This window comes from Pseudomonas sp. YA1 (genome assembly GCF_058680555.1).
The window spans coordinates 418547-430357 of sequence record NZ_JBZWBG010000001.1 but is presented as its reverse complement, the minus strand read 5'-3'; the positions used below and the strand labels follow the sequence as shown (position 1 = coordinate 430357).

The 11811-nt window shown below is 65.3% G+C and carries 11 protein-coding genes; 3 read left to right on the top strand and 8 right to left on the bottom strand.

The genetic code is table 11. From position 1 onward, the window contains the following. Positions 1 to 5: 5 nt before the first annotated feature. From AC4OR5_RS01995 to AC4OR5_RS01985, 3 genes are all read left to right on the top strand, one after another. Positions 6 to 434 carry an EamA family transporter gene (locus AC4OR5_RS01995; protein ID WP_058159809.1) on the top strand — a complete coding sequence of 143 codons (429 nt, stop codon included), beginning with the start codon at positions 6 to 8 and terminating at the stop codon, positions 432 to 434. A gap of 97 nt (positions 435 to 531) precedes the next feature. Continuing rightward, complete coding sequence (gene scpC / locus AC4OR5_RS01990; RefSeq protein WP_003096875.1) at positions 532 to 2025, top strand: succinyl-CoA:acetate CoA-transferase ScpC; 1494 nt, start codon at positions 532 to 534, stop codon at positions 2023 to 2025. 377 nt (positions 2026 to 2402) lie between these two features. Further along, positions 2403 to 2606: a DUF1127 domain-containing protein gene (locus AC4OR5_RS01985; protein WP_003096877.1), complete on the top strand. Its 204-nt coding sequence runs from the start codon at positions 2403 to 2405 to the stop codon at positions 2604 to 2606. 55 nt (positions 2607 to 2661) lie between these two features. On the opposite strand, the gene wbpZ is transcribed toward AC4OR5_RS01985, so the two are convergent. The 8 genes from wbpZ to rmd are packed head-to-tail and all read right to left on the bottom strand — an operon-like array spanning position 2662 to position 11685. Continuing rightward, positions 2662 to 3807: a D-rhamnosyltransferase WbpZ gene (gene wbpZ, locus AC4OR5_RS01980; protein ID WP_003458263.1), complete on the bottom strand. Its 1146-nt coding sequence runs from the start codon at positions 3805 to 3807 to the stop codon at positions 2662 to 2664. Then, positions 3808 to 4935 carry a glycosyltransferase family 4 protein gene (locus AC4OR5_RS01975; RefSeq protein WP_003102573.1) on the bottom strand — a complete coding sequence of 376 codons (1128 nt, stop codon included), beginning with the start codon at positions 4933 to 4935 and terminating at the stop codon, positions 3808 to 3810. Continuing rightward, entirely contained in the window at positions 4919 to 6301 is a 1383-nt protein-coding gene (locus AC4OR5_RS01970; RefSeq protein WP_058159811.1) for a glycosyltransferase family 4 protein, read from the bottom strand. The genes AC4OR5_RS01975 and AC4OR5_RS01970 overlap by 17 nt, the downstream gene beginning before the upstream one ends. Continuing rightward, positions 6298 to 7563 (bottom strand): ABC transporter ATP-binding protein, encoded by a 1266-nt coding sequence (locus AC4OR5_RS01965; RefSeq protein WP_003142110.1) that lies wholly within the window; start codon positions 7561 to 7563, stop codon positions 6298 to 6300. The genes AC4OR5_RS01970 and AC4OR5_RS01965 overlap by 4 nt, the downstream gene beginning before the upstream one ends. Next, positions 7563 to 8360, bottom strand: coding sequence for an ABC transporter permease (locus tag AC4OR5_RS01960; protein ID WP_003096887.1), 798 nt, complete (start codon positions 8358 to 8360; stop codon positions 7563 to 7565). The genes AC4OR5_RS01965 and AC4OR5_RS01960 overlap by 1 nt, the downstream gene beginning before the upstream one ends. Further along, on the bottom strand, positions 8360 to 9799 hold the full coding sequence (locus tag AC4OR5_RS01955) for a mannose-1-phosphate guanylyltransferase/mannose-6-phosphate isomerase (protein ID WP_003114106.1): 1440 nt from the start codon (positions 9797 to 9799) through the stop codon (positions 8360 to 8362). Before AC4OR5_RS01955 ends, AC4OR5_RS01960 begins: the two co-directional genes overlap by 1 nt. 3 nt (positions 9800 to 9802) lie before the next feature. Further along, entirely contained in the window at positions 9803 to 10774 is a 972-nt protein-coding gene (gmd, locus tag AC4OR5_RS01950; protein WP_058159815.1) for a GDP-mannose 4,6-dehydratase, read from the bottom strand. Then, a complete protein-coding gene (gene rmd, locus AC4OR5_RS01945; protein WP_058159817.1) occupies positions 10771 to 11685 on the bottom strand; it encodes a GDP-6-deoxy-D-mannose reductase in 915 nt (304 codons plus the stop codon). The genes gmd and rmd overlap by 4 nt, the downstream gene beginning before the upstream one ends. Positions 11686 to 11811 lie beyond the last annotated feature (126 nt).

Here is an 11811-nt window from a genome sequence, read left to right as displayed (position 1 = left end):
ACGACATGCTGGCATCCTGGGCCTTCTGGGCACTGCTTTCGGCGCTGTTCGCCGCGCTGACCGCGATCTTCGCCAAGATCGGCCTCGACCGGGTCGATTCGGACTTCGCCACCTTCATTCGCACCCTGGTGATCCTCGTCACCCTCGGCAGCATCCTCGCGGTCCTGGGCAAGTTCCAGGCCCCGGGCAGCATCCCGCCGCGCAGCTGGCTGTTCCTGGTGCTCTCCGGGCTGGCCACCGGTGCCTCCTGGATCTGCTATTTCCGCGCCCTCAAGCTCGGCCCGGCGTCGCTGGTGGCGCCGCTGGACAAGTTCAGCGTGGTGCTGGTGGCACTGCTCGGCGTGGCCCTCCTCGGCGAACGCCTGGACCTGCGCCAATGGCTCGGCGTAGCCCTGGTGACAGCGGGCGTGGTGGTCCTGGCAATCCGCCCATAAGCCCGCTGAATGGCGCTTCGACCTTGGTATAAAGGCGAAAAATCGCGGAAACCCTAGACTGGCGGCCTCTAATAATTCGTCGTCTGAGGTTCGTTCCATGTACCGTGATCGCGTGCGCCTGCCCTCCCTGCTCGACAAGGTGATGAGTGCGGCCGAAGCCGCCGACCTGATCCAGGACGGCATGACCGTCGGCATGAGCGGTTTCACCCGCGCCGGCGAGGCCAAGGCCGTACCCCAGGCGCTGGCCATGCGCGCCAAGGAACGTCCGCTGCGTATCAGCCTGATGACCGGCGCCAGCCTCGGCAACGACCTCGACAAGCAGCTCACCGAGGCCGGCGTGCTCGCCCGGCGCATGCCGTTCCAGGTCGACAGCACCCTGCGCAAGGCGATCAACGCCGGCGAAGTGATGTTCATCGACCAGCATCTCTCGGAAACCGTCGAGCAGTTGCGCAACCACCAGCTGAAGCTGCCGGACATCGCCGTCATCGAAGCCGCCGCGATCACCGAGCAGGGCCACATCGTGCCGACCACCTCGGTGGGCAACTCGGCGAGCTTCGCGATCTTCGCCAAGCAGGTCATCGTCGAGATCAACCTGGCCCACAGCACCAACCTGGAAGGCCTGCACGACATCTATATCCCAACCTACCGGCCGACCCGCACGCCGATCCCGCTGACCCGCGTCGACGACCGCATCGGCAGCACGGCGATCCCGATCCCGCCGGAGAAGATCGTCGCCATCGTCATCAACGACCAGCCGGACTCGCCATCCACCGTGCTGCCGCCGGACGGCGAGACCCAGGCCATCGCCAACCACCTGATCGATTTCTTCAAGCGCGAGGTCGACGCCGGGCGCATGAGCAACAGCCTCGGCCCGCTGCAGGCCGGTATCGGCAGCATCGCCAACGCGGTGATGTGCGGCCTCATCGAGTCGCCGTTCGAGAACCTGACCATGTACTCCGAAGTGCTGCAGGACTCGACCTTCGACCTGATCGACGCCGGCAAGCTGCGCTTCGCCTCGGGCAGCTCGATCACCCTGTCGCCGCGGCGCAACGCCGACGTGTTCGGTAACCTGGAGCGCTACAAGGACAAGCTGGTGCTGCGCCCGCAGGAAATCTCCAACCACCCCGAGGTGGTCCGTCGCCTGGGCATCATCGGCATCAATACGGCGCTGGAGTTCGACATCTACGGCAACGTCAACTCGACCCACGTCGGCGGCACCAAGATGATGAACGGCATCGGCGGCTCCGGCGACTTCGCCCGCAACGCGCACCTGGCGATCTTCGTCACCAAGTCGATCGCCAAGGGCGGCAACATTTCCAGCGTGGTGCCGATGGTCAGCCACGTCGACCACACCGAGCACGACGTCGACATCCTCGTCACCGAGCAGGGCCTCGCCGACCTGCGCGGCCTGGCGCCTCGCGAACGGGCCCGGGTGATCATCGAGAACTGTGTCCACCCGTCCTACCAGGCACCGCTGCTGGACTACTTCGAGGCGGCTTGCGCGAAAGGCGGCCACACGCCGCATCTGTTGCGCGAGGCGCTGGCCTGGCACCTGAACCTGGAAGAACGTGGACACATGCTGGCCGGCTGAGGCTGAACCGTTTCATCCGCAACTATTTCCAGCGCCCGGACGATTAATTCTTCCGGGCGTCTGGACAGGGCAGAAAAAACCACGTAAAAACATATTTCGGCGGCCTTTTCTCTTGCCGCCATCGCAACACGCCGACCCGGCCCTTCCGCTTTTCCTGCTGTAACACTTCGTTGTTTCTTTCGGTAACGCACCATGACGGTGCAGAGCGGTACAGTTACGCACCGAAACAACCCATACAGTTCGGAAACACACCCCGGTGATCCAACGCAATTCTCCGCAACTGTTCCTATTCTTGTTGACCTGTTAGTCAGATCATATTGCTCAGTTAATCACTAGCAACCTGACTACCCACCACAAGTGGGAAGGATCGACACATCATGGAACGTACCCTCGGTTCCAACACTTTCGACATCGCTCGCTCCAACCGCCGCAGCAGCAGCCTGCTGGGCACCATGAAACTGTGGCAGCGCCGCATCCAGAGCCGTCGCCAGCTGGCCCGCCTGGACTCCCGCCTGCTCGCCGACGCCGGCATCAGCGAAGCCCAGCGCTACGCCGAGCTGAACAAGCCGTTCTGGCGCTAAGCGATACTGTAACGCCCCGGTTCGGCCCAGCCTGAACTGTACCGTAGGCCGCTCCTTACCGAGCGGCCTTCACGTATCTGGAAGAAGCCTTTTCCTCCAGCAGTTCACGGTACAGCTCGCTCCAGCGACGCCCCATCTCTTCGGCGGTGAACAGTTGCCGATAGCGGGCCTCCGCGTTCCTGCCCATATCCTCCGCCTGCTGCGGATGCTCCCAGAGCCAGCGCATCGCTTGGCGAAACGCGGCCGGCTGGCTGGGCGGCACGACCAGGCCGGTCTCGCCATGGATATTGATGTAGCTGGTGCCGGTGCCGATCTCGCTGGAGATCATCGGCTTGCCGTACATCGCGCCCTCCAGCAGGGAGATGCCGAACGCCTCGGAACGCAGGTGCGACGGAAAGACCATGGCGTAGCTGAGTTGCAGCAGGGCGACCTTGTCCTCGTCGTCCACCCGCCCGAGGAAGTGCACGTTGCGCAACCCCAGCGCCGCGGCCTGGGCATACAGCTCGGCCTGCAACGGCCCGGCACCGACGATCACCACCGGGTAATCGGTGCCCTGCAACGCATCCAGCAGGATATGCAGGCCCTTGTAGTAGCGCATCACCCCGACGAACAGGAAGAACCGCGGCCCGAGTTTCTCTCGCCAGTGCTCCAGACGCTGTGCCGCAGGCTTCGGGTAGCAAGCCTTGTCCAGGCCGTAGGTGATCACCCGGGTCTTTTCCCGGTACTGGCGGAGCACGTCGCTGGTGCTGAAGTAGTTGGGCGACGCCACCGCGATCCGATCGACGCTATGAAGGAAGCGCCCCATAAGCGGCCGGTACAGTTTCAACAGGACGCGCTGGCGGATGATGTCCGAATGGTAGGTGACCACGCTCGGCTTGTTCATACCGGTGAGGAAATGCACCAGGTCCATGAACGGCCAGGGGAAGTGGTAGTTGACCACGTCCGCCTCCGCCGCCAGCTCGCGGAACTGCTTGAACACGCTCAGGGAAAAACCGGTGGAGGCGAGCTGCAGGTCGAGCCTGGCGCGATGCACCACATGTCCGCCGAAGGGCACGACAGGCGGATGCGGGTCGCTGCTCAGGGTCAGGACGTGGTTGTCGATCCCCCACGACCCGCTGCTCTCGCAAAGCTGGAAGATCACCTGTTCGATCCCGCCTACCGTCTCGCTCAGGTAGGTCTTGTAGAAGTGCAGTACCCGCATTCAGCCCTCCACGGCACGACGATAGGCTGCAGCGGTGAGATTCGCGCAACGCTTCCAGGAAAACTGCTCCGCCCGTCGCAGGCCGGCTTCCCGGCAGCACTCCCAGTAGACGGTATCCTCGGTCATGCGGACCAGCATGTCAGATAGCCCATTGGCATCATCCGGGTCAATATAGCTGCCCGCCTCGCCGGCCACCTCCGGCATTGCGGAGAGTCGCGTGAGCAATACCGGCGTGCCGCTGGCCATGGCTTCCAGCACAGGCAGGCCGAAGCCTTCGTAGATCGAGGGGAAGACCAGCGCCCGAGCGCCCGACATCAACTCGGCGACCCGCTCGTCCGGCAGGTAGCCGAGCAGCCGCACCGTCCCCGAAGCCAGCGCCTGGCGCAGTTCGTCGTCAAGCGAGCGACTTTCCCATCCCGGCATGCCGACGATCATCAGCGGAAAACGCTGGCGGACCGCCGCCGGCAGTTGCCCATGGGCGCGCAGGGCCAGCGACAGGTTCTTGCGCGGTTCGAGGGTTCCTACGCAGAGGAAATACCCGCGCGGCACCAGGCCATGCGCGCGCAAGGGCTCGCGCAGGGACTCCCGGTCCCGCGGACGGAACCGCGCGGCATGGCCGAGGGGCGCCACCACGAAGCGCTCGCGCGGCAGGCCGAAATACGCCTGCGCCTCGTCGGCGATCGCCTGCGAGTCGGTCAGGATCAACCGCGCCTTTTCCATCCCGCGCGCCAGCCGGCGTTCTATTTCGCGCAAGCGGGCGGCGGGTTGCGTCGCCGGATAATGCAGGTGGGTCAGGTCGTGCAGGGTCATCAACATCGGCCCGTCGAAGTCCAGCGGCCAGAGACTGGGCTCATGGTAGAGATCGACCGGCGGCCGACCGCTATCGAAACGCCGCTGCTCCAGCCAGCGTCGTGCCCGGTAGGCTCCGGGCAGGTTGCGCAGCCAGGGCGACAGACGCGAATAGCCGGGCAGCGCCGCCGCCGGCAGGTCGCCGCTCCAGCCCCAGCCATGGAACAGGGAAAACTCGAAGTCCGCGTGCGCCTGCAACGCGCCCAGCAACTCGACCAGGTAATGTCCGATGCCGGTCCGCGGCGCCTGGAGAATCCGCGCGTTAACCGCAATCCGCATGTACTGCCTCGCCATGCGTCGGGGCCTTGCCGAGGGCGAGCAGGATCCGCGCGATCAGTTGCCGACTCGCTTCGTGCCAGCCGATCCAGCGCCATTCGCCGACCGGTCGCTCGGCCGGGAACTCGCCCGTGGCTTCGAAGCGGGTGACCAGGTTCGCCAGGGTCTGCGGATCGGCGAGGTCGAAGTAGGCCATGAATTCGCCGCCGATCTCGCGGAACACCGGGATGTCGCTGCCCATCGCCGGCAGGCCGCGCTGCATGGCCTCCACCAGCGGCAGGCCGAAACCTTCCACATAGGACGGGAAGACCAGCGATGCGGCATGGGAGTATGCGTACTCCAGGCTCTTGTCGGAGAGGTCGTTGAACATGAACAGGCGCTTGTTCAGCTCCGGATGCTGCCGCACCCGTTCCACCAGCGCCTCGCACTTCCAGCCGATGCGTCCGGCGATGCACAACCGCACCTGCGAACCCTGGGCCCAGGCGCGCTCGAAGGCATCCAGCAGGTAACCGTGGTTCTTCCGCGGCTCGATGGTGCTGACCATCAGGAATACCGGCGCCTTGGCCTTGAACATGCGCAGCAGGTCGGGCTCGACGGAGGCGCCGTCCTCCACCAGGTCCAGCTCCGAACCCAGGTGGAAATAATCGAACCAGCGTTGCGCGACCTTCTCCGGGCCGATGCGCCGCAGCATCTCCGCGCGCACTTCGTCGCGGATGGTCTCGGAAATCGCGACGTAGCCGTCGGCGGTGGCCGCGACCCAGTCGAACCAGTGGTTGAACACCTTGACCAGGCCGGCATCGCAGAATTGCGGATGGGTCAGGGGAATCAGATCGTAGATCACCGAGACGATGCCCACACCCTCGCTCTTGAGGCGTTCCGCCAGCGGGAAGAAATCGGCGTGCCAGGAGGAGTCCAGCAAGACCAGTTGGTCGCCGGCCCGATGTTCGAGCGGGGTCGCGCGCACGGGTGCAGGCTGCTGCTTGCCGAGGATGCGGTCGAGCAGGCGCAGCGGAATGCTGAGGAAGGCGAAGGCGAACAGGCGGCAGGCTACATAGAGAAGGCGCCGGGCCCACGGCGAGGAACGGAACGGGCGGCGCTTTTCCAGGGTGCGCTGGCCCAGCCAGAAGTAGTTGGCGGCTCGCTCCACCAGGATGCGCAGGCGTACCAGCGGCGAATGCGGCCGTGGGTCCAGCGGCGCCAGGCTGTGGACCTGGTACAGGGTGCCGTCGAGCATTGCCACCGGGATGCACTCCACCGTCTCGTCGGCTTCCGGCAACTCGCGGATGACGTTGCGCACCACCCGCTGAATACCGGAATTGACCTTGGGATGCTCGAACACATAGGTGCATTCGACCAACAGACGCCTCATGGAGTGCTCTCCGCGGAAGTGGGGTCCAGAGCCGCCTCGCCGGAGCGGCTGATATGGGTTTCGGCGCCCAGCCAGGAGCAACCGACGAAGTCTTCCTGGCGGTTGTTGATGACATGGAAGACCAGGCCGTAGTCGCGCCATTCGAAGTTGCGGTCCAGGTGCGAGTCCAGCCGCGACAGGCTCAGCGCCACCGAGTAGTGCCCCTTGCCCAGGCGCATGTCGAAGGCGAAGCGGTAGGTGATGCGCTCGCCGGCCTTCAGGTCGGTGAGGGCCTTGTCCAGGCGGTGGGTATTGATCCCGTACATCGGCTGGCCGAGGCGGTCCTTGATCATGAAGCCGAGGATCAGCCGCTCGATGTCCTGGCGAACCTCGACCTCGACTTCCAGCGTCACCGCCTGGCCTACCTCGACCACCTCCAGCGCGCGCTGCCGCTGGTCGACCATCCGTACGTCGAGGATCGCTGCCTCGCCGGTGCCGGAAATCGTCCGCACCTGGCCGTCGGCGAGCATTTCCTGGCGCACGGTCTGCCCCTCGCGCTCGGCGAGCAGGGCGTTGTAGTAGTCCATCACCTCTTCCGGCCGCCCGCGCATGGCCATCCGTCCCTGCTCCAGGAGGATCGCGGAGTCGCAGATGGACTGGATCGCCGAGCGGTCGTGGGAAACGATCAGCAGGGTGGTGCCGGCCTTGCGGAAACTGCGGATGCGCTCGAAGCTCTTGTGCTGGAAATAGGCATCGCCGACCGACAGGGCCTCGTCGACGATCAGGATGTCCGGCCGCCGGGCAGTCGCAACGCTGAACGCCAGGCGCATCTGCATGCCGCTGGAGTAGGTGCGCACCGGTTGCTCGATGGCCTCGCCGATTTCGGCGAAGGCCTCGATCTCCGGCATCAGCGCCTGGATTTCCTCGACCTGCATGCCCAGCAGTTGCCCGGCCATGAAGACGTTCTGCCGGCCGGTGAAGTCCGGGTGGAAGCCCATGCCCAGCTCGAGCAGCGCGGCGACCCGGCCGGCCACGCGGATCTCGCCGCAGGTCGGCTGGGTGGTGCCGGCGATCATCTTCAGCAGGGTGCTCTTGCCGGCGCCGTTGACCCCGACGATGCCGACCGCTTCGCCCGGCTCGATGGTGAACTCGACCTCGCGCAGGATCCAGTGCAGGTGGTGGCGCGGAGGGCTGAAAGGCACCAGCCATTCGAACAACCGGCTCCAGCGATTGGGATACTGCTTGTAGGCCTTGCCGAGGCCGGATACGCGTATCTGTCCCATCAGAGTTCATCCACCATTTCGCCGACCCGCTGGCGGAACAGACGCAGGCCGAGCGCGCACAGCAGCAGCGCCAGCAGGGTGATCGGCAGCAATGAAGGCCAGTCCGGCCATTGCCCGTGGAGGAACAGCTGCTGGTAGCTGCGCATCAGCGCGGTCATCGGGTTGAGTTCGATCAGCGAGCGGATACCCTCGGGCAGGATGCCGATCGGATAGACGATCGGCGTCAGCCAGAACCAGAACTGCAGGCAGATGCCGAACAACTGGCCGACGTCGCGGAAGAACACGTTGAGCACCCCGAGGATCATCCCCAGTCCCGCCGCGAACAGCACCTGGATCGCCAGCAGCGGCACCAGCGCGAGCAATGCCGCGCCCGGCAGGCGCCCGCTGAGGGCAAGAAAGCCGAGGAACAAGGCGAGGATGATGGCGAAATTGACCCCGGCGTTGAGCAGTACGATGACCGGCAGGCAGATGCGCGGGAAGCTGATCTTCTTCAGCAGGTTGGCGTTCTCGATGAACATGCTCTGGCTGCGCGAGGTGATTTCCGCGAACAGGCCCCAGGTCAGCAGCCCGGCGCAGAGATAGACGCTGTAGGCCAGGCCGTCGTCGACCCCCGGCAGGCGCGCGCGCATCACCTGGGAGAAGATCACCGTGTAGACGACGATCATCGACAGCGGATTGAGCACCGTCCACAACGCGCCGAACAGCGACCCGCGGTAGCGCGACTGGAACTCGCGCTTGACGCTGCCGAGAACGAAGCCACGATAGCCCCACAAGGAACGAGACAAGCCAAGAAGCATCAGACCACCCTGCCGTACTGGTCCTCGAAGCGGACGATGTCGTCCTCTCCCAGGTATTCGCCGCTCTGCACCTCGATCATCACCAGGTCGATGACCCCCGGGTTTTCCAGGCGATGCCGGTGGCCCGCGGGAATGTAGGTCGACTCGTTGCTGTTGACCAGCCGCGCGCCATCGCCATTGGTGACCCTGGCCATGCCTTGCACCACGATCCAGTGCTCGCTGCGGTGATGGTGCATCTGCAGCGACAAGCGCTCTCCCGGCCTGACCACGATTCGCTTGATCTTGAAGCGCGGCCCCTCCTCGAGGACGGTATAGCTGCCCCAGGGACGGTTGACGGTCCGATGCAGCCGATAGGCCTCGTGCCGCTCGTCCTTCAACCGCTGCACCACCCTGCGCACCTCCTGGACCCGGTCGGCGCGGGCGATCAGCAGCGCATCGGAAGTATCCACCACGACCAGGTCGTCGACCCCGACCGTGGCGACCAGGCGCCCGTCGCTCTGCACGAAGGTGTTGCGGGTGTCGACGAACAGGGTGTCGCCGCTGCCGCGATTGCCCTCTGCGTCCGCGTCGAGCAGCGCGCTCATCGCGCCCCAGGAACCGATATCGCTCCAGTCGAAAGCCGCCGGCACCACGGCGACCCGCGCGGAGCGCTCCATCAGCGCATAGTCGATGGAAATGTCCGGCAGCGCGGCGAAGGCTTCGCCCGCCAGCTCATGCTGGATGCCATCGGCCATCTTCACCGCCGCACTGGCGGCCAGGCAGGCCCTGGCCTGCTCCAGCAGGGCCGGGGCATGCTGCGCCAGCTCGTCGACCAGGGTCGAGGCCGTGAAACAGAACATCCCGGAGTTCCACAGGAAACCGCCACTTTCCACGTAGCGACGGGCGGTTTCCTCATCGGGTTTCTCGACGAAGCGGCGCACCTTGGCCGCCCCCTGTTCGTCCAGCCGGTCGCCCAGCTCGATATAGCCGAAACCGGTTTCCGCTGCGTCCGGTACCACGCCGAAGGTAACCAGGTGCCCGGCGACGGCGAGACGCGCGGCATGCCCCACCGCCTCGCGGAAGGCCTCCTCGTTGCGGATCAGGTGATCCGCCGGCATCACCACCAGTACCGCCGCGTCGCCATGTTCGGCTTGCAGCGCCAGGGCGGCGACGGCAATCGCCGGAGCGGTGTTGCGCCCGGTCGGTTCGAGGATGAAATGTCCCCGGTGCCGCCCCAGGCGGGCCGCGTGGAACTGGTCCTTGCTCTGGAAGTAATGCTCGCGGTTGGTCACCGTGACGATTTCGCCATGCCCGGCCAGGAGCCCGGCGGCACGTCGGTAGGTCTTGCCCAGCAGGGTCTGGCCATCGGGCAGGCGCATGAACGGCTTCGGCTGTCCTTCACGCGACACCGGCCACAGGCGGGTACCGGCGCCGCCGGAAAGCACCACGGGAATCAGCATGGCTTACTCCCGGGAAACGCGTCGCAGGTCCGCCTCGACCATCATCCGGATCAGCTCGTCCAGGCTGGTCCTGGGCTTCCAGCCGAGCACACGCTGGGCCTTGGCCGGATTACCCAGCAGCACGTCGACCTCAGCGGGCCGGAAGAACGCCGGGTCGATCTTGAGGAAGTCGCGGTAGTCCAGGCCCACATGCTCGAAAGCGATCTGGCACATGTCGCGCACGGTGGTAGTGACACCGGTGGCCACCACGTAGTCGTCGGCCTTGTCCTGCTGCAACATCAGCCACATGGCTTCGACGTAGTCCCCGGCAAAGCCCCAGTCGCGCTTGGCGTCGACGTTGCCCAGGCGCAATTCCTGCTGCTTGTCGAGCTTGATGCGGGCCACCGCGTCGGTAACCTTGCGCGTGACGAACTCGATGCCGCGCAGCGGCGATTCGTGGTTGAACAGGATGCCGCTGGAGGCGTGCAGGCCGAAGCTCTCGCGATAGTTGACGGTGATCCAGTGGCCATAGAGCTTGGCCACGCCGTAGGGGCTGCGCGGGTAGAACGGCGTGTTCTCGTCCTGGCGCTCGGCCTGGATCAGGCCGAACATCTCGCTGGTGGAGGCCTGGTAGAAGCGCGTTTCCGGGCTGAACTGGCGGATCGCCTCGAGCAGGTGGGTCACGCCCAGGCCGTCGACGACGCCGGTGGTCACCGGCTGGTTCCAGGAAGCCCCGACGAAGCTCTGTGCCGCCAGGTTGTAGACCTCCTGCGGCTGCGCCTTGATCACCGCGCGCTGCACCGAACAGGCATCGGCCATGTCGCCGTCCTCGTACTGGATATCGCCTTCGATCCCCAGTTCACGCAGGCGCCAGCGCGTGTCGCTGCTGCGCCGCGCCACCAGGCCGTGGACCCGGTAGCCCTTCTCCAGCAGCAGCTTGGCCAGGTACGCTCCGTCCTGACCGGTGATCCCAGTTACCAGTGCACTTCTTGTCATTCTTCTCGTACCCGTGACTCCCAGTCGGACAGGATCGCCCGCAGGGACTGTTTTATGGTTATTTCAGGCTTCCAGCCCGTGGCGTCATGCAGTCGCGCATGGCTGCCGCGAACCCGACGCTGTTCCGCCCGGCGCATCCGGGCAGGGTCCTGAACGATTTCCAGCTCGACCTGGGCGATGTCCGCCAGCAGTTCGATCAGCTCGCGAATCTTCTGCTCCTGCCCGGAACAGACGTTATAGACGGCGCCCGCCTCGCCGTGGGAGAGCAGGCGCAGATAGGCTGACAGCACGTCCTGGACATCGAGGAAATCACGGCTGACGTCGATGTCCCCCACTTCCAGCCGATTGGCCTGCAAGCCTTGCTTCATCCGGGCGATCTGCCGCGCGGCGCTGGCGATCACGAAGCTGTCCTTCTGCCCCGGCCCGATATGGTTGAACGGCCGCGCCACCAGCACCCGCCAGCCTTCGGTGATACCCCACTGCAGGCACAGCGACTCGGCCGCCAGCTTGCTGACCGCATAGGGATTGCGCGGGTGGGGGATGAGTTCCTCGTGGATCGGCAACGCCGCCTCGGCCACCTGGCCGTAGACGTCGCCGGAGCTGATGTACAGGAAGGTACCGGAGAAACCCCGCGCCTTAAGCGCCTGGAGCAGGTTCAGGGTGCCAAGGAGGTTGATCTGCAGGGGCCGCGCAGGATCGCGGAAGGCCTCCGGCACATAGGTCTGCCCGGCCAGGTGGATGACCGCATCCGGCAGCTCCGGCCAGAGGTCGCCCAGCGAATCCGGCTCCAGCAGATCGTAACGATGCGGTACGGGAAGGAGCGCCCACGGCGTGTGGGCCGCTGCCAGATAAGCTTGAAGATGCTTGCCTACGAAACCGGAGAGCCCGGTGACGAACAGACGCTGAGTCAAGGAAGCGGGCCTTTTATCTGATGCTACGCTCGGCGACGCTCTTCCTAGGAATACGACGTTCCAGAGGTCATGCCGGATAGCGTGTTGTTCTGATTATCGCGCTCCAATCTGTGCCAAGAATGCGCC

What these genes read in the sequence shown, in the direction of transcription:
- AC4OR5_RS01995 (WP_058159809.1), top strand. Translation starts at nt 6, where the DNA reads ATGCTGGCATCCTGGGCCTTCTGGGCACTGCTTTCGGCGCTGTTCGCC.
- scpC (WP_003096875.1), top strand. Translation starts at nt 532, where the DNA reads ATGTACCGTGATCGCGTGCGCCTGCCCTCCCTGCTCGACAAGGTGATG.
- AC4OR5_RS01985 (WP_003096877.1), top strand. Translation starts at nt 2,403, where the DNA reads ATGGAACGTACCCTCGGTTCCAACACTTTCGACATCGCTCGCTCCAAC.
- wbpZ (WP_003458263.1), bottom strand. Translation starts at nt 3,807, where the DNA reads ATGCGGGTACTGCACTTCTACAAGACCTACCTGAGCGAGACGGTAGGC.
- AC4OR5_RS01975 (WP_003102573.1), bottom strand. Translation starts at nt 4,935, where the DNA reads ATGCGGATTGCGGTTAACGCGCGGATTCTCCAGGCGCCGCGGACCGGC.
- AC4OR5_RS01970 (WP_058159811.1), bottom strand. Translation starts at nt 6,301, where the DNA reads ATGAGGCGTCTGTTGGTCGAATGCACCTATGTGTTCGAGCATCCCAAG.
- AC4OR5_RS01965 (WP_003142110.1), bottom strand. Translation starts at nt 7,563, where the DNA reads ATGGGACAGATACGCGTATCCGGCCTCGGCAAGGCCTACAAGCAGTAT.
- AC4OR5_RS01960 (WP_003096887.1), bottom strand. Translation starts at nt 8,360, where the DNA reads ATGCTTCTTGGCTTGTCTCGTTCCTTGTGGGGCTATCGTGGCTTCGTT.
- AC4OR5_RS01955 (WP_003114106.1), bottom strand. Translation starts at nt 9,799, where the DNA reads ATGCTGATTCCCGTGGTGCTTTCCGGCGGCGCCGGTACCCGCCTGTGG.
- gmd (WP_058159815.1), bottom strand. Translation starts at nt 10,774, where the DNA reads ATGACAAGAAGTGCACTGGTAACTGGGATCACCGGTCAGGACGGAGCG.